At 42.8% G+C, this 16,316-nt stretch carries 17 protein-coding genes; 7 read left to right on the top strand and 10 right to left on the bottom strand.

Annotated features, from left to right (window positions below; genetic code table 11):
• Positions 1-174: 174 nt before the first annotated feature.
• From V7K69_RS05360 to V7K69_RS05340, 5 genes are read right to left on the bottom strand one after another with little or no spacing between them, the layout of a single operon-like run.
• The gene (locus tag V7K69_RS05360) at positions 175-1,179 is read right to left on the bottom strand and encodes a SpoIIE family protein phosphatase (RefSeq protein ID WP_335032058.1); all 1,005 of its coding nucleotides are present in this window, start codon (positions 1,177-1,179) and stop codon (positions 175-177) included.
• 1 nt (position 1,180) lies between these two features.
• Positions 1,181-1,501 carry an anti-sigma regulatory factor gene (locus tag V7K69_RS05355; RefSeq protein WP_335032056.1) on the bottom strand — a complete coding sequence of 107 codons (321 nt, stop codon included), beginning with the start codon at positions 1,499-1,501 and terminating at the stop codon, positions 1,181-1,183.
• A 42-nt stretch (positions 1,502-1,543) separates the two neighbouring features.
• Positions 1,544-1,681: a hypothetical protein gene (locus V7K69_RS05350; RefSeq protein WP_335032054.1), complete on the bottom strand. Its 138-nt coding sequence runs from the start codon at positions 1,679-1,681 to the stop codon at positions 1,544-1,546.
• On the bottom strand, positions 1,668-2,129 hold the full coding sequence (locus V7K69_RS05345; RefSeq protein ID WP_335032052.1) for an STAS domain-containing protein: 462 nt from the start codon (positions 2,127-2,129) through the stop codon (positions 1,668-1,670). Before V7K69_RS05345 ends, V7K69_RS05350 begins: the two co-directional genes overlap by 14 nt.
• A gap of 17 nt (positions 2,130-2,146) precedes the next feature.
• A complete protein-coding gene (locus V7K69_RS05340) occupies positions 2,147-2,998 on the bottom strand; it encodes an STAS domain-containing protein (RefSeq protein WP_335032050.1) in 852 nt (283 codons plus the stop codon).
• A gap of 22 nt (positions 2,999-3,020) precedes the next feature.
• Between V7K69_RS05340 and V7K69_RS05335 the strand changes: the two genes are divergently transcribed.
• Together V7K69_RS05335 and V7K69_RS05330 are read left to right on the top strand one after the other, a co-directional pair.
• A complete protein-coding gene (locus V7K69_RS05335; RefSeq protein ID WP_335032048.1) occupies positions 3,021-3,149 on the top strand; it encodes a hypothetical protein in 129 nt (42 codons plus the stop codon).
• Positions 3,150-3,508: 359 nt separating this feature from the next.
• On the top strand, positions 3,509-4,327 hold the full coding sequence (locus V7K69_RS05330; protein ID WP_335032046.1) for a carbonic anhydrase: 819 nt from the start codon (positions 3,509-3,511) through the stop codon (positions 4,325-4,327).
• Between the two features lie 345 nt (positions 4,328-4,672).
• Here V7K69_RS05330 and gvpA read toward each other — a convergent pair whose 3' ends face one another.
• On the bottom strand, positions 4,673-4,888 hold the full coding sequence (gvpA, locus tag V7K69_RS05325; RefSeq protein ID WP_015080752.1) for a gas vesicle structural protein GvpA: 216 nt from the start codon (positions 4,886-4,888) through the stop codon (positions 4,673-4,675).
• Positions 4,889-5,820: 932 nt separating this feature from the next.
• On the opposite strand from gvpA, the gene V7K69_RS05320 reads away from it, so the two are divergent.
• Entirely contained in the window at positions 5,821-6,285 is a 465-nt protein-coding gene (locus V7K69_RS05320) for a hypothetical protein (RefSeq protein WP_335032044.1), read from the top strand.
• Between the two features lie 57 nt (positions 6,286-6,342).
• Positions 6,343-6,879 (top strand): anthrone oxygenase family protein, encoded by a 537-nt coding sequence (locus V7K69_RS05315; protein WP_335032042.1) that lies wholly within the window; start codon positions 6,343-6,345, stop codon positions 6,877-6,879.
• Positions 6,880-7,159: 280 nt separating this feature from the next.
• On the opposite strand, the gene V7K69_RS05310 is transcribed toward V7K69_RS05315, so the two are convergent.
• From V7K69_RS05310 to V7K69_RS05300, 3 genes are all read right to left on the bottom strand, one after another.
• Positions 7,160-7,771 (bottom strand): HEAT repeat domain-containing protein, encoded by a 612-nt coding sequence (locus V7K69_RS05310; protein ID WP_335032040.1) that lies wholly within the window; start codon positions 7,769-7,771, stop codon positions 7,160-7,162.
• A gap of 62 nt (positions 7,772-7,833) precedes the next feature.
• The gene (locus V7K69_RS05305; protein ID WP_335032038.1) at positions 7,834-9,807 is read right to left on the bottom strand and encodes an eCIS core domain-containing protein; all 1,974 of its coding nucleotides are present in this window, start codon (positions 9,805-9,807) and stop codon (positions 7,834-7,836) included.
• Positions 9,808-10,130: 323 nt separating this feature from the next.
• Positions 10,131-11,861 (bottom strand): eCIS core domain-containing protein, encoded by a 1,731-nt coding sequence (locus tag V7K69_RS05300; RefSeq protein WP_335032036.1) that lies wholly within the window; start codon positions 11,859-11,861, stop codon positions 10,131-10,133.
• 411 nt (positions 11,862-12,272) lie between these two features.
• On the opposite strand from V7K69_RS05300, the gene V7K69_RS05295 reads away from it, so the two are divergent.
• Positions 12,273-12,926: a DUF2301 domain-containing membrane protein gene (locus V7K69_RS05295; RefSeq protein WP_335032034.1), complete on the top strand. Its 654-nt coding sequence runs from the start codon at positions 12,273-12,275 to the stop codon at positions 12,924-12,926.
• The gene (locus V7K69_RS05290; protein WP_335032032.1) at positions 12,926-13,615 is read left to right on the top strand and encodes an ElyC/SanA/YdcF family protein; all 690 of its coding nucleotides are present in this window, start codon (positions 12,926-12,928) and stop codon (positions 13,613-13,615) included. The genes V7K69_RS05295 and V7K69_RS05290 overlap by 1 nt, the downstream gene beginning before the upstream one ends.
• Positions 13,616-13,723: 108 nt before the next feature.
• On the opposite strand, the gene V7K69_RS05285 is transcribed toward V7K69_RS05290, so the two are convergent.
• Positions 13,724-14,803: an alpha/beta hydrolase gene (locus V7K69_RS05285; RefSeq protein ID WP_335032030.1), complete on the bottom strand. Its 1,080-nt coding sequence runs from the start codon at positions 14,801-14,803 to the stop codon at positions 13,724-13,726.
• Positions 14,804-15,061: 258 nt separating this feature from the next.
• Here V7K69_RS05285 and dprA point away from each other — a divergent pair, with 258 nt between their 5' ends.
• Positions 15,062-16,201, top strand: coding sequence for a DNA-processing protein DprA (gene dprA, locus V7K69_RS05280; RefSeq protein ID WP_335032066.1), 1,140 nt, complete (start codon positions 15,062-15,064; stop codon positions 16,199-16,201).
• The last annotated feature ends 115 nt before the right edge of the window (positions 16,202-16,316 follow it).

Genomic DNA, 16,316 nt, shown 5'->3' with positions numbered 1-16,316 from the left:
CCCTCAAACCTCATAAACAACTCTATTTTCAGCGTGGTTTTTCTGCCCTCTCCCTTATGCAGCAAACTTTATAGGTCGCTTGTCACCCTCTGAGCACTTATGATTTCACTTATGATTAAGGCATCTGTGCCATTCTCGCAAAAGCCTCTTTCCCCCTGCTCCCTCCCTCCTGCCCTAATTGCCCATTCCCTTAGCCACTAACACCGTCACATCGTCCCGGTCTCGGTTAAAGTCTCGGTATAAGACACCTGCAATCAAGCTGGGATGTTTTTGACTTAAGCCTGGATAGCGATCGAGCTGCCACTTAGTATCTAATCCGTCAGAATGCATAATTAAAAGTCCGTTGGCATACCAGGGATAGCTAAACTCTTGAATTTTGCGAATCTCATGTCCCACTGTGCCGTTGTTAGATATCAGATGGTGGCGTTCAGTAAAGGAGAAAATGCTGGCAGCGATATTGCCAATGCCGGCAAAGCGGACACACTGTTGTTCAAAGTCGATTTCAGCAATGGCGAGTGCTGCTCCTCGCGTACTTTGCAAGGCGGCGTGGGCAGCTTCGACGATCGCACCAGGAGAGCGATCGTGTTCTTGAAAAATTCTTACGGCTTTAGAGGAAGCAGTAGCCGCCGCAGGCCCATGCCCTAAACCATCAGCTACTAGCAACAGGCTGCGGCAACGATCCACTTGATATGCCCAGGCATCTCCTGAAACCTCCTCGCCTCGTTTGGGCAAACAGATCGTCCCAATTTCTAAGGTCTTATCCGGCGGATGGGGTGTCGAGTCTGACCAGAGGTGAGCGAGGAGCGCTGTCCCTTGGTTGCGAATGGAGTAAATTTCAAATAAACCAGAGAGGCGAGAAATTGCACCCAGTCCATGGCCTAAGGTTCCGCCTGTGGAAAAGCCATCTTGCAAACACTCATCCACATCAACCATTCCCCGTCCTTTATCTAGCGATAAGACTTCAATCCCGATCGCTGAATCGTGTTCGAGCAATCTTAGCAATAAAACTCCACCCTGACCGTGCTGGATCAGATTGTTCGCAATCTCTGTCACTACAATGCCAACCTTGCCCCGTTGCGTTTCCTGAAAACTGAGCCGAGTTGCTAAAGCGATCGCTACCCGTCGCGCTTCCCCAGTCTGGCTAGATTCAGTAATTGTAATGGCGACAGATTCTCTCATTTTATTTCCATCGTACAATTATTACCCGTGTTCCTTCTCCCACCGCAGACTGAATCTCAAACTCGTTAGCGAGTCGTTTGGCACCACCCAGTCCCATACCCAACCCACTACCCGTGGTGAACCCATCCTTCAGGGCCAGATCAATATCGGGAATTCCCGGGCCTCGATCTTCAAAGGTCAGCCGGAGCCCTCGTTGTCTCCCTTCCTGAAGCGTTTCTAGTTTTACTGTGCCACCTCCCCCATAGTCTAGGGTATTGCGGGCTAACTCACTGGCGGCGGTCACAATTTTAGTTTGGTCTACTAAGAGCTTGTCATGTAACAACCTTGCCTCTTTTGAGCTAGAAATGCTTTCTCAGTAAGCTTTCTAGATAATAAATTGTAAAAGTTGTTTCTTGACAGGCTCTAAGCCAAAGCCAATCTCCACGGCCAGTTGGCGCACAGCTTGCCGAACTAAAACTACATCACCAGAAGATTGAATGTCGATTGTTTCAATCTTCTGCATCGTCATCTGCACTCCATTTGGTGGCAGCGACCTGATTTGTGGTTTCATCGAGTGATGATAGCGTCCCGCCCGTTGGAAGCGTTCGGCCCTGCCGTGCCGGAGGCAATCGCAACAATGCCATTCCCTTTTCTACATTTAAGGCAGTGCAAATGCCCGTCAGCGACAGCCCCAATTCCACCAGCGTAATTGCCACAGCAGGCTGCATTCCAACGACAACTGTTTGGGCATCCATCACCCGTGACATTCTGGCAATGTTCGCTAAAACCCTAGCAATGAAGGAATCAACAATATCTAATGCAGAAATATCGATCAAGACACCGTGAGCGTGAGTTTGAGCGATGCGGTTGGTCAAATCATCCTGTAGCATCATGGCAAGGTGATCGTGCATATCCACTTGAATCGTCACCAGCAGGAAATTACCCATTTTGAGTATAGGAATAGATTCCATTGGTTTTTCCTATCCACTTATTTGGGTTGAGAGCGGGTAATCGTCGCTCCCAAATGTTTTAGCGCCGTGAGAAAGGCATCGGCTAAGGTTGCCTTCGTTGTGATATTAGTCAAATCAATGCCGAGATAAACGATCGTTTGGGCAATTTGAGGACGAATACCACTGATCATACAATTGGCTCCCATAAGACGGGCAGCAGTAACGGTCTTGAGCAGATGTTGAGCGGTGAGGGTATCCACGGTGGGAACTCCGGTAATATCAATGATGGCAATTTCTGACCCGGTTTCAACAATTTTCTGCAACAACGACTCCATCATCATTTGCGTGCGGGCACTATCCAGGGTGCCGATAATGGGTAATGCCAAAATTCCGTCCCAAAGTTTAATCACTGGGGTAGACAGCTCCATCAACTCTTCCTGCTGTCGCAAAATCACTTCTTCCCGCGCCTTTTGATACACTTCAATTGTCAGCAATCCCAGCTGATCCAGTAAGTTGGTGGCTAGCCAAATCTCTTCACCCAACTGAATGGGGTCTTTCAATTGCTGACGCATTCGGTTGAAGAGGGGTTGCTTGAACGAAAAGATGAATGTAGCTGTTTCTGATGATGTGAAACCTTTTTGCGATCGCGATCGAGAAATGCTAGTTAGTATCTCTCGCATATCCTCCCACACTGCTGCTTGAATATTGGTCAACTTGCCCTGCCCAACGGCGATCCGAAACAAGCTCAGGAATTCCCGGCACTCTTCCTTTAGCTCGGCTTCTTTAATCAAGCCTTTCCGAATATTGACAGTGGCTAACTCCTGCGTCCACTCCGACAGCAAGTCTGCCTCGAAGGTTTCCAGAATCTCTGGTATCTTACTTTCGCTCATTGTTTGTATAAGGGCAACCACTTTGATTAGTCCAAAATCAGTGTATGCTGATTCAGCCCAACGTGAAAGCCGTTCGTTGGCAGCTTACATCAAACTAGCGATCGCTCGATCTGCTGTCGGTCACTGGTCTGACCGCCTATGCTGGATTTAATTCTCCCCCTGCTTTCTTCCCCCTGTCCCCTGCTCTCTTTGGTGAAATTTCCACAGTGGGCGATCGCTTATGTAGATAGAGAATGGGAAATTAGATGAGTGGAAGGATAAAAATACTAAATTTATTACTAATTATAGATATATCTTACATTAAAACTGCGGCTAAAGAGAGTAGTTTTATAAGACTACTTAAACAATCAGAGAATGAATTCCACCCTTTTACTAAGCCGATAGTGTAATGTCAAAAGCCTATCAATTAAGTCAATCTATTTATATATATAACCAGTCCCTACTTCCTTAATTTTAGAATTAAATCCTCATCAAAACTTCCAAGTATTACTTGTTTATTTAGGTACTCCTATGAAAAAATTGATTAAAGGTTTGCGCGAATTCAAAAGTAGTTATTTTCCCGCCAATGAAGAACTGTTTGAACAACTTTCTCAGGGTCAAAAGCCCAGAGTCCTATTTATTACCTGTTCAGATTCGCGTATCGATCCAAACCTTATTACACAAGCCGGCTTAGGTGAATTGTTCGTTATCCGTAATGCAGGCAATATTATTCCACCATTTGGTGCGACGAATGGAGGTGAAGGTGCAACAATTGAATATGCTATTCAAGCATTAGATATTCAGCAAATTATTGTCTGTGGTCACTCTCATTGTGGTGCTATGAAAGGATTAATGAAGTTAGACAGTTTGCGGGTAGAAATGCCGCTTGTACATGACTGGCTCAAGTATGCAGAGGCAACCCGAAGACTGGTAAAAGACAATTATAGCCACTACGAAGGGGAAGAACTATTAGAAATAATTATTGCTGAGAATATACTCACCCAAATAGAAAATTTGCGGACTTATCCAGTGATCCGCTCTAAGCTACACCAAGGTAAAATCAGTATTTATGCTTGGATTTATCAAATCGAGACGGGAGAAATTTTGGCATACGATCCACAAAAACATGCCTATGTCTTGCCCCAAAATCAGCTTCTCCCATCGGAAATAGATGAGACATTACTTAGCCCATCTTCAACTAGCAATGTGGAAATACATTTCACTAAAACTCAACAACGACCCTTTCAATCCTCCCAAGAACTCCCTATTTCTACACGTGAATGGTTTCCCATGACAGTGCTTTCTCCAGAGCAAATGGAGCGAATTTATCGAGGCTCGGCAACAAAGTAAAATGTATTGTATGGAGCTGAAATCAACATCTCGGTCAAACCTAGATTATGGAAAATGGACAAACTGAAGATGGTAGTGTTATGAAGTCCTCCACAATATTATTACAATCATCAGTAAACTACACTATCTGGACAATTTATTCCAGATAATGTAGCTTTAAAAATATCTGTTTTTGGCATTTTATCCTTAGATAAACCTTGATTTAGAAATATCAAGATCATCGAAAAATAAAAACAAATCACAATGGACACAACAAGAGGAGAAATCGAGAGAATTTGCTACAGATGACTTCACAAAAAAACGGTATCAGATTGTAATTCTAATTTGACTGCATCTACTTAATAATTAAGCAGGTACAGCAGCTGATTGTGTTAGACCTACAGCTTCTGCATATTTCAGGTAGGTTTCAACAGAAGCAATAACGATCCGAGCTTCGATTGCAAGTAGTTCAATACCAACTAGGGAAACACGTACCCAAGCATCGATAACGATACCTTTATCTAAGATACGATCAATAACTTCTGCCAAACTTGAAGAAGAATTAGTTTTTTCAACTGCCATGATTTTACACCTTAACTCATTGTTGATTTTTAGTATTAGTTAAGCATTTGCTTTTGCTATCTACTGAATCAAATTAAACATACGTTTTTCCAGATGTAAAGAGTTTACGTGTAACAAAAATGTCAGGAATACAACCATTCAACAATAAATGAGAGATTTCATGTTTGTTTTACGTTTGTTTGCTAGAAGACTTTCAAGAAAGTGTCAGTTTTTATCTTTCACTATGTTTATTTTGTATATTTTCATGTTAATTTTATCACCTTTTAAATTTATTTTTACCAAATATATTGATTTCTAAGTATGACTATAGGAATCCTATTTGAATTTTTAAAAAATTACGAGACAATACGGATAAAATTATAAGCGTAACAGTAGATAATTTTAAAGAATAATTCACTTATTATCAATACATTCGGCAGCAATCTTGGCACTCTCTAGGAGTTACTATGCCTAATGGCACCCTTGATAAGCTTTGGGGAATTTAATGGGAGCAGGACTGTAATTTTAGTGCCTATCCCTACTTCATTTTCTACAGTAATTTTACCTTGATGTAAATCAATAGCTTTTTTCACTAATTGACAATCCTAATCCTGTCCCAGAAATATTACCTACATTGCTAGCTCTATAAAAAGAAGTGAATAATTGGGATTGTTATGTAACTGGAATTCCAATCCCTTTATCTTGAACCTGAAAAATTACTGTTTCTTGTTGCTGGGATAAACTCAAATCAATATTTCCTCCTATGGTGAATATTTAATTGCATTAGATAGCAAATTATTCAAAATTTGCCGCAATTTTTTTGGCTCTACATTTGTCGAGAACTGCTATAATGATCGCTTCTAAAGTAAAAGATATACGAAAATTCACTTTGACGGGATGACCAAACCCTTTAGGTGTGTGTACAATTCATTTGATTAATTAGGAGATATATCATGGGTGAATCAAAACGTAGAAAACAGCAAGATCCCAACTACGGTAAAGTTAAAAATCCTGTCAAAAAGCTCATGAAAATTGTTTGCCCATTTTTTGAGGATTACGATAATTTTCCTAATCTCGATGATGAGGCTATATCGTTGATGATAGCTAAAGAAGGTTACAAACAAACGGGCTTGAAAGGAATAATTTTAAAAGGCTATCTAGCCGAACATTTAGTAAAGGATTATCCAACTGAAGCTGAAATCATAAAAGGCTTCAAACAGCACGGAAATATTTATGTGACTTCAACATTAGCATTAAGTTATTTAGAGAATGCTATAAATAAAGAAGAAAATCTGAAAAATTTCGATACCTATAAACCATTAAATGAATTTATTCGTATTGAAAGCGATTCTAAAGAATACCAAATAAATTTGGTATCAGTATTACAACAAAGTCCTGAGAAAGTAGCTGGCATTTAACAAAAGCCGTCCTGGAAGGACGGGGCTTCATACCCAACCCATTTTTTCGGTGAGGCGATGCTGCAACATTTGATAACTCAACAATATTATTTCGCATTAAAGCTTTTCTCGGCACTGGGCTGCGGGCTGATAGCCGGAGTCTTCTTCGCCTTCTCGACTTTCGTGATGAACGCCCTTGCTCGGCTGAAACCACCGCAAGGCATTGCCGCTATGCAATCCATCAATATCACGGTAATCAATCCATTTTTTATGACAGCGTTTTTGGGAACGGCTGCTGCTTGTATCTTTCTTTTAATCTCCTCGCTATTAAAGTGGCATCAACCCGGTGCCGCCTACTTGCTTCTCGGCAGCTTGCTCTACCTCGTGGGTACATTAGGTGTGACAATAGTTTTCAATGTGCCGCTCAACGAAGCCCTGGCGAAAGTCGAGCTGGACAGCACTGAAGGGGCGAGCCTATGGGCTAGCTACCTAACCAACTGGACAATCTGGAATCACATTCGGACGGTAGCGGCGCTAGCAGCAGCGGCATCGCTCACCATCGCGCTTTGTTTGGGTTCAAGAATCGTAGAGGGAATCGATAATACGGTTAGGTAACTCCGCTACTAATGGGTAAGTAGATTGGCGAAATTAAAGCTAACTGGCTAAGGCTGTCATTTGTCATTGGTCATTAGTGAATGGCACTAAGATAAGCGCAAACCCTTGATTTAACTGGCTTTTAAGTGTGGGGAGCCAGATTTTTTCCCCATCCTCCCACACCTCCCACACCTCCCTCAAACAAAGGTTTCAGGTTTTCTTAGTGCCATTCGGTCATTAGTAAAGGTTTTAAGCCTATTTACGTTTCGTAACATCCTTAGTTTTTTTGTGACTAATTAAATTATTTGCTCAACCATTCCTGCCATTTTTGAGCAGCCTTGTCACGTTCTGCCTTTTGGCCTGCGGGATCATAACTTCCCAAACTCTGCCACAACTGATTCCAGTCTTGTCCTTGGGGAAGCTTACTCACTACAGCCTTAACAATCAAAAAAGCCCGCTCACGAGTGAGATCGTTTGATGCTTGCAAAAGAGGAATTACCAAAGGTAAAACTTCTTTTCCACCCCGCATTAAAGGATACATCGAAGCTGTGTAGGGATTGTGCAGAATATCAGGGTAATCATCAAGGGTAGCGACCAAAGCGGACAATGAACGTTTATCCCCTAATTGGTGTAGGGCAGTGGCAGCACGGGCACGCACTTCTGGATTAGTATCATGGGTGGCTTGGAACAAAGCATCGGCACTAGCGGGATCAGCAATTTCACTTAGTCCCTCGGCTGCAAGCCTACGGGTACGGGGGTTGGGGTTAGTCAAAGCTTCCAATAAAACCGGGGTAGCTTTTTTGCCTAAACGGATCAATTCACCGAGTGCTAAAGCGCTAGTGTCTTGATCTGTGGAGTAGAGACGTGCTTTGATCTGCTCCATAGGTGTCGCGGTAGCTTCTTGATTATTCATATACAAATTTCCTCCGATCGCCAGCATCAAAAGTATCACGAATATTCCGCTCGTCCTCAAGATCACGGTGTCGCTCCTCCCCCTGCTGGAGCTGCTGCTGGCACATGCTGAAAGCTCAAAACGACTCGGCGATTGCCCCGACGATTTGCTTCTGTATCTTGGTTAGTAGTGGCATCAGGGGTAAAGTCTTCGGTTGAACCAGAGCCGATAGTAACAGCACTAATTTGAGCTTCAGCTACACCCTTAGCACGCAGGGCTGCTCCCACTGCCTGCGCTCTGCGTAGAGATAGATCCAGATTATGCTTAGATGCACCGCCGCGCCTGTCAGCGAAGCCTTCAGGAGTTACTTTAACATCAGGGAATCGCCGCAGGTAATCTAAGAATGTATCAATCTTGCCTGTTTCGCTGGAACTGAGTTGGTCGCTGTCGAAATCAAAGTAAAAAATGACTGGTTCGTGTACGTAAAAATCTTGATGCTTCTGCAAAGCGGCATCGAAGGTGGCAGATTGACCATCCTGTGCTGATGCCTGATCGTTCTCAACTTTGCCAGCACGGATTTGGAAGCCCCAATGAAGCGCTCCGTAAGTTGTCATGGTGTCTTCTCCCTTAGCCACCGTCTGAAAATCGAAGTTGAACTCACCAGCCCCTCCGGGAGCATCGGTTAGTTCTGCTGCTTTGATATCGGTGGGGTCATCGGAGCGTTTGTAACCAATAGTGGCTCCGCTTGCACCACTAGAAAAGGGTCGTGAAAGTCCAGGGGTTGCGGGATTGGGTTGGGCTGGGTCGTTGCCAAAGGGGTACTGGGCAGGTAATGCACTTCCGGCTGGGGCATTGGTTCCTGTACCACCGTGAGCAGGTGCATCATTGTGCAGCGCATCAGTGAAATATCCGCCCTCAACTCCCGTGGTTGCATCAGCAGTGGTACGGAGGCTAGCACCGGTAGCAGCAGGTAAAGACTGAGGTTCGACATTTGTACCTGTAGCATTTGTCAGACGCACAATCTGAATCAGTCCAATCTGGTTAGAGTAGGGAGCGGTGGTTTTGGGTTTGAAACGAATAGTAATCGGTAAACTCGCACCGTTTGGTGTGGCATTTACTTCAAAAATACCGTGTGTCAGGTCGTATGTGGGGTTAATTGCCCGTTGAATCAATTTTCTCTGGGCTGTTCCCGTCTGCTGCACCACATGAGTCAGTTCATGGGCGGTTAAGGCATCATTACCTGGTGACTTACCCGCACCAAAGAAAATGTTTTGCTGGTGGGTAAATGCCTGGGCATTTAAATCCTGATTCATTTGCACCGATTGAGTGCCTGTATGTACCCGTACTTGACTAAAATCTGTACCAAAACGTGGTTCCATGAAAGAACGCACTGTATCTGGTAACGGGCTTCCTCCACCTTCACTACTGTTTAGGCGACTCTCAAAGTTGTCCCCAGTTTGGAAGCTGTCATTGGTAGCGAGTTGTAGCGATCGCTTAGTTTGTAATTCTTCTTCTGGTAAAATCTCTCTTTGGATAGGTGCATTAATAAGTTTAGTTTGTAAATCCTCTTCCTCTTCTGGCATTGCCTCCCGTTGCACTAAGGGAGTTATGGCAGAGGCTAGAGGCTTAGTTTGCACTTGGTCTTGAGTGTGTGTATTCTGCAAACCTATTGGCTCTGGTTCAGCCATTCGCATAACCTGATCGGCAACTCGGTCGGCTTCCTGCTCATAATGGTCGTCTGGCGCACCAACCGTGAGTTTTGTTTGGGGACGATGCAAAGATATACGACTAATATCATGACTAAGAGGCTGTTGTTTGACAGCTTCTGGTTCCAAGAATTGCTCATCAGCAGACTGCACTTCTTGAAGCTCAGTTGATGCTTCAGTTAGTCTTTGGATTGGAGGATTATTTGTTTGTAAACCAAAGCCACGCATTGGAGAAGCCAGTGTGGGAATAGTGGATGAGGCAAGAGACGGATTTATAAAATTGGATATACCTGTTTTCTGGCGCTGAACTATGCGTAGATGCCCAGAAGCTTGTTGTCCGTCATTGCTCATATCACCCTTCCTTCATTTATGGCTCAACCAAGGGATATTGATAACACACATCATAAAATTTATCTAATTGCGATCACGTAGTGTGCCGTAGGCAATCGCTATGGACTTAAGTGGAAATTATCTCTTCCATTCATGAAGCTTAGATGGCTTTAATAAGCAGGAATCAAGTGACTATCATATAGCATCATAATCATTAGTGAAAGTTACAGATCCCAACTTCTCAAAAAAGTCGGGAATCTGTGATTTTCAATGAAAATTCCTTCTTCACTATTTAGCAATTATTTTGAGCGTTTCAGGAAATTTTCTGCTAGGTAAAGTCAAACCTAAAAATAGGAATTATCGTCCGGCGTACCGTTCCATTTTGCAATATTAAATACAGGTGTTCCATCGACTAGAATATACAGAGGGAAATCTCCTTGTGTTGTATTGCCATCCCAATTCCAGTCAGTAGAGTAAGTGTGTTCTCCATGACCATTGTTGCCCGCATGGTTAATTGTCGGGCCGCTACCTGTCAAATTGATGGATAACGAATCACCGTAGCCAATGGACATTGAAGAACCCCGGCGCATACTTCCACCTCGGAATTGTCTAACATCCATCTCTTGACCCCTGCTGGGCGGATCTAAGTTCGGGATTTGAGCTGCATCACTACTTAATTGCAGAGTTTCCTTGATAAAAGTTCCTCTAATATTGCTAAACCCAACTGCTCCAACAGTACCAATTGTATCTGGGGTGTGATCTCCACTGTCTGACCAAATAAATTCTACATTGTCTGTTGTTTTTTGGTTTGTATTAAGTAGTGTTTCAATCTGCAACTGAACTTCTGCCTTTACAGCTTCCAAAATAGCTAAATCCAAAGTGCCACCAGATTGATTAGGTGAATCTGATGCAGTCGGTGCTGGCGTTGGAGCTGGGGCTGGCGTTGGAGCTGGGGCTGGCGTTGCAGCTGGAACAGTTCCTTGGGTCGGTGGAGCTAGGGGTACATCAGGATGCTGTCGTTTCCAGTGACTCACATAGGCATTAATTAAACGATATTGGGTAATCAACTGTAGTTTTTGTTTGTCTACAGGTGACATATATCCATTATCTAGTTGAACGCTTTGAACACCGCTTTGTCCAGGAGCAAGCGCACTTCCTACCTGTGCAGCAGCTTGTCCTGCTTGAATGGTTGCTGCTGCTACGGTTGCTGCTGCTGCTGCTGATTCAGTTGCCAGACTAGCACCCCAAGCACCGATCGCACCAATTACTGGTAGAGCATTTTGTACAATTGGCTTTTGCTGAACTGCCTTGCTTACAGTTCCTTCTATTTTCTTGGCTTGAATAGACTCTTTCCTGATTGCATCAGGGCTTGCTGCTGCCTTATTACCTAGTACATCAGCTTCTGCTTCCAAAGCTTGGTCTTGCACAACTATGGAATTCCCTTCTCCAGGTAGTTTTGGGATATTAACCCGTCCCTGTCGTTGTTGTACTACATGGCTTAATTCATGTCCAATTAGAGCTTGACCAGATTGACTTTCCGGATCGTACTTTCCCTGAGCAAAATGTAAATTATTACCAGATGCGAAAGCCTGAGAACCTAGCTTTTCTGCTTGACCATCCGTATGAATTTTTACATCTGATAAATCTGCATTAAATGCTGTCTGCATCTTTGCTAGGACAGGTTCTGGAAGATTTTGTCCACCACCAGTAGTCACAACGTCGGCTCCATAAGAGGCGTTTTTTATACCACTTCCCTGAATAACCGCATTTTCTAATCTATTAATCACGCCTTCGGTGAATGCTTTTTGTGGACGCAATGACATACGACTAATGTCATGACTCAAAGGCGATTGTTTGATTGGTTCAGATTTTATTTGTTGCTCATCAGCAGACTGCACCTCTTGCAGGTCTGTTGATGACTTACTTATTGTTTGGGAGCCAAAGCCGCGTATTGGGTTCGCCAGCGTTGGAATACTTGGTGAGGCAAGGGATGGATTCAGAAAAGTGGATGTATTTGCTTTCTGATGTCCAACCGTACCGGGACGCAAGGTGGCTTGTCTTTGGACATTGCTCATCTCAACTTTCCTCCATCAATAGCCTAACTACAGCATAATGCTAAGATACAGGATACAATTTGTCTGTATAAAATCCTTATGGACTTTAGTATAAATTTCCGATTCTATACTTGATATCAATCCTGTCCATATCCATTGCCTTCCCTCATTCTCAAGCATATTTTTGAGTCAAATCATACAATTTAATGATTGCGATCACGTAGTGTGGCGTAGGCAATCGCTATCGACTTAAGTGGAAAGTATTCTGTAATGCGATCGCTCATCTCACTTTTAGCTATACTAATACGACAAAAATTGCTTAAGACTTTAGCGATTGTGCCACAAAGTTCATCTCATTATCGATAATAATAAGTAACCCTTGAGCAATTTCCCATTGTACTCTATTAGTAAATCGTAACAATATTTTTAACTATGACTACAGAAACACTACCTCCACCAGAAGTTTATCAAGGTCAGTTTGGGGAATTTACAATTACTCAGAGCGATCGCACTGGCGTAATTATCTACCGCGCTGGCTTAATGGTAGCAGCAGTCAGCTTTGCTATAGGCAGCGCTTTGATTTTGTTCAACAATAACCCGATTGTCACTGCACTTACACCTTTATATGCTTGTTTTAGTCTTGCTCTTGGTGTAAGTTTATTTACCATTCATATCTACATGGCATCACTGCATCGAATGTTGCAAATTTTTTGGGCAATCGGTAGTATGGCATCAGTTATTCTGGCAATCTCTAGTACTGAACCTTTAGCTCTGACTGTTTACAATCAGCCTCTTACCTTATTTGGGGTTGGTTTTATCTTCGTTGCTTTGACAGGGATTTATTTTAAAGAGGCTTTTTGCTTCAATCGCTTAGAAACTAAAGTATTAACCCTAATAGTACCGCTACTGTTATTAGGACATTTGGTAGGAATTTTACCAACTCAGGGCGAAAGTGTTTTATTAGGAATTTGGGCAACGTTGTTTTTGGTATTTGCCCTGCGAAAGACAGTGCAAGCAATTCCTGCTGATATTGGAGATAAATCTGTATTTACTTACTTGGAAGAACAACGTCTAGCTAAAATTTAATGCAGGCAAAAAACCGTCGGCGTAAAAACTTTCTAAAAATCAAACTAATAAAACGCCAAGAAATGTGGACACTTACGGCTCAGGGGTGGGCGATTGCGATCGCTTTGATTGCTTATTTAATATTTTTCGCTATTACTCATGTACACTCATTTCTCGCCGTGACTTCCCCGATCAAATCAGCAGAAGTATTAGTTGTTGAAGGATGGCTACCAGATTATGCCATACAACAAGCTTTAACTGAATTTAAAAACGGTTCTTATAATCTAGTAATTACTACAGGAGGATCGATAGAAAGAGGAAATTATCTTAGCGAATACAAAAGTTTTGCAGAAGTATCAGCCGCTACCTTCGAGAAACTCGGTTTAGAATCAGAGAAGGTAGTAGCTGTTCCGACACCAACGGTAATCAAGGATCGTAGTTATGCATCTGCTGCTGAATTTTATCGTTGGCTATCCGATTCCAATTTAAAGCTACAATCAGTTAATGTTTTTTCTTTGGATGTTCATACCCGCAGGAGTTGGTTTATATTTAGAAAAATACTTACACCTAAAGTCCAAGTTGGTGCGATCGCAGCTAAAACTCATGATTATGATCCAAACAAATGGTGGGTTTCTAGCCAAGGTGTGCGGACAATTCTTGATGAAGGCATCGCTTATATTTATGCGCGGTTTTTGAATTGGAAATCCTAACAGTAAGTAATTCGTAATTCGTAATTTTGAGTTACGAACTACGAATTATGTTTAGATAAATGTAACTTTGGTAGGTGGTTTTACTAGGGTAAATTAGACGACATTATATTATTTTTCCAGAATTTGTAATAATGCTTGTCGATAAATTTTTAGACCTTCAACATTGAGATGGTCGCCATCACTCGTCAAATTCTCTTTAAGAACATTATTCTCATACAATGGTGCTAGTCCTGCTGCTGCAACTGGCACTTTTTCTTTTTCAGCGACTTGATTAATCAGAACATTAATTTGTTCAACTCTAGGAAGCGGAGCTGATACAGTTGGATCTAAGCTGGCTGCAACTGTTGAATAAAAAGCCGGAATCAGAAAAATCTCTTTATTTCCCATTGTTCTGACAAGTGCGATCGCCTCTTGGAGATTTTTGCTAAATAACTCATCACTAATTCCATACCAAGCATCATTGCCACCTACAGCAATAATAGCTTTTTCGCATTTAACTTTAGTAGGAATTAAACTTTTTAGCTGTTCTAGTAAAGAGATTGTACTCAGACCATTTAACCCAAAATTAAAAGTGCCGCTCCCAAGGGTATTACCAAGCCCCGCCGAAATAGAATCGCCAAATAAGCAACCTGAAAACTGTTTATCTTGGGCGGCGAGTATTTGATATTGCAGTGCAATTTTTCCAAAAGGTGAAGAACTTACATTGTCTTTTGGTGGTGCATCAGCAGAATTAGAAGAGGAATTTGCCAGTCCAACTAGCTTAGAAATTTTTGACACATCAACAACTAGTTGATTACTAGGATATGCTTCTAGAAAACTGATTAATCCTAGACCTTCTGGTGATTTTGCTCCGATGATAATGGCAGAACGTAGGGCTTGTATACTGGCTTGATCGCGACGGGCGATCGCCCCAGAAGCAAAAGATAAAATTTGCTTACCCATTCCTGTATTTATCAGCTTATCTAAAGCCACAATATCAAGCGACATTTTCACTTGAAGGGCTTCTTGGAACTTCTGTTTTTCCTTAGCGCTAAGGTAATCTAGAAAAGATTGCAAATCGCTAGAAGCCTTTTGAGTCTCGCCATAGTTGCGTATATCTGCCACCGGGATCGATTGCTCAAACAATCCGTATCTGACAGTAACTTTCTCGGCTGCCAAACTAGGCAATAAACCAAGGCCACTATGCACCAGTAAAAATATTAAGCACCCAGATAGGCTTATTAAAAGACGATAAAAATATTTCATCACAGAAGATCAGAAAATAGATAGTCAATAGTTAATAGTCAAGAGTCAAGAGTCAAAAGTCAAGGGGAATTGGGAAAGAAGAAGCATGATTTCTTTGTAGAGACGGCGATTCATCGTGTCTCTTGCCTTAACCCCTATCCCCACATCAACAAACAACCCCAATTTGGGAATACTCAATCCAGTGGGTGTGAGGATGAAACTGTGGTAGAAGAAGGCGCATATTGGATAGCTTGGGCGCAAATTTCGGGAATTGGCCCGGTATTACTGCGACGGCTGCAACAGCATTTTGGCACGCTAGCAACAGCTTGGAACGCTACCAAGGTACAGTTAGGAGAAGTAGAGGGTTTGGGTTTTCAGACACTAGAAAAAGTAGTACAACAGCGATCGCGTTTGCACCCAGAACAACTATTCACCAAGCACCAGCAGGAAAACTCCCATTTCTGGACACCAGCAGATACAGATTATCCCCGCTTACTGCTAGAAACTCCCAGTCCACCGCCGATTTTGTACTATCGTGGTGAAGTCGAACTGCAAGAAAATCTCGGACAAAAACCGATGGTTGGGATTGTCGGCACCCGCCAACCCTCAGAATACGGTATTCGTTGGACTCGCCAAATTAGTACAGCTTTGGCAAAAAATGGCTTTACAGTTGTTTCTGGGATGGCAGAGGGAATTGACACCGAAAGCCACAGCGCCGCTATGAAAGCAGGTGGACGGACGATTGCAGTTTTAGGAACTGGCGTAGATGTCATCTATCCACATAAAAATCGAGATTTGTACAAGCAAATTTTGACGGCTGGTTTAGTTGTAAGTGAGTACCCCACAAAAACTCCACCAGATCGCACGCACTTTCCCCGCCGCAACCGGATTATTGCAGGTTTAAGCCGCGCCATCCTAGTAATAGAAGCGCCATTAAAATCCGGTGCGTTAATTACTGCTACCTATGCAAATGAATTTGGCAGAGATGTCTATGCTTTACCTGGAAGAGTGGACGATCATCCATCTCAAGGGTGCTTAAAGTTACTTAGTCAGGGAGCTTCTTTAATTGTCAAGGAATTAGATGAACTATTAACAATGCTGGGAGCAATCCCACAAATTGATGCAGTGGAGGTTTTCACAGCGCCAGAAAAGTTAATGCCAACTTTATCGCCAGAATTGCAAAGGGTAATGGATGCGTTCACCGCAGGTGTGCCGGAAGCTCTCGCAAGTGAAGCTTTGCCCTTTGATTTTATTGTCCAACAAAGCGATATGGCTGCTGGATCAGTTTCCGGCGCTTTGTTGCAGTTGGAACTTATGGGTTTAGTTTCGCAACTACCAGGAATGCGGTATCAAAAAAGTTAAGAGTTAAAAGATAACAACTTTATAGCGGTTCTCGAATGGAAGCAATACAGTTTGACCTCTATTCTTTTAAGAGAAGGCTTTGAATCTTACTCCCCAACACTAGTAGGGAAGAGGC

Origin of the sequence: Nostoc sp. (genome assembly GCF_036917775.1) — a bacterium.
In the GTDB taxonomy this organism is placed as follows: Bacteria; Cyanobacteriota; Cyanobacteriia; order Cyanobacteriales; family Nostocaceae; genus Nostoc.
This window is presented reverse-complemented; position numbering and strand designations above follow the sequence as displayed.

What these genes read in the sequence shown, in the direction of transcription:
- V7K69_RS05360 (WP_335032058.1), bottom strand. Translation starts at nt 1,179, where the DNA reads ATGAGAGAATCTGTCGCCATTACAATTACTGAATCTAGCCAGACTGGG.
- V7K69_RS05350 (WP_335032054.1), bottom strand. Translation starts at nt 1,681, where the DNA reads ATGCAGAAGATTGAAACAATCGACATTCAATCTTCTGGTGATGTAGTT.
- V7K69_RS05345 (WP_335032052.1), bottom strand. Translation starts at nt 2,129, where the DNA reads ATGGAATCTATTCCTATACTCAAAATGGGTAATTTCCTGCTGGTGACG.
- V7K69_RS05340 (WP_335032050.1), bottom strand. Translation starts at nt 2,998, where the DNA reads ATGAGCGAAAGTAAGATACCAGAGATTCTGGAAACCTTCGAGGCAGAC.
- V7K69_RS05330 (WP_335032046.1), top strand. Translation starts at nt 3,509, where the DNA reads ATGAAAAAATTGATTAAAGGTTTGCGCGAATTCAAAAGTAGTTATTTT.
- gvpA (WP_015080752.1), bottom strand. Translation starts at nt 4,888, where the DNA reads ATGGCAGTTGAAAAAACTAATTCTTCTTCAAGTTTGGCAGAAGTTATT.
- V7K69_RS05320 (WP_335032044.1), top strand. Translation starts at nt 5,821, where the DNA reads ATGGGTGAATCAAAACGTAGAAAACAGCAAGATCCCAACTACGGTAAA.
- V7K69_RS05315 (WP_335032042.1), top strand. Translation starts at nt 6,343, where the DNA reads ATGCTGCAACATTTGATAACTCAACAATATTATTTCGCATTAAAGCTT.
- V7K69_RS05310 (WP_335032040.1), bottom strand. Translation starts at nt 7,771, where the DNA reads ATGAATAATCAAGAAGCTACCGCGACACCTATGGAGCAGATCAAAGCA.
- V7K69_RS05305 (WP_335032038.1), bottom strand. Translation starts at nt 9,807, where the DNA reads ATGAGCAATGACGGACAACAAGCTTCTGGGCATCTACGCATAGTTCAG.
- V7K69_RS05300 (WP_335032036.1), bottom strand. Translation starts at nt 11,861, where the DNA reads ATGAGCAATGTCCAAAGACAAGCCACCTTGCGTCCCGGTACGGTTGGA.
- V7K69_RS05295 (WP_335032034.1), top strand. Translation starts at nt 12,273, where the DNA reads ATGACTACAGAAACACTACCTCCACCAGAAGTTTATCAAGGTCAGTTT.
- V7K69_RS05290 (WP_335032032.1), top strand. Translation starts at nt 12,926, where the DNA reads ATGCAGGCAAAAAACCGTCGGCGTAAAAACTTTCTAAAAATCAAACTA.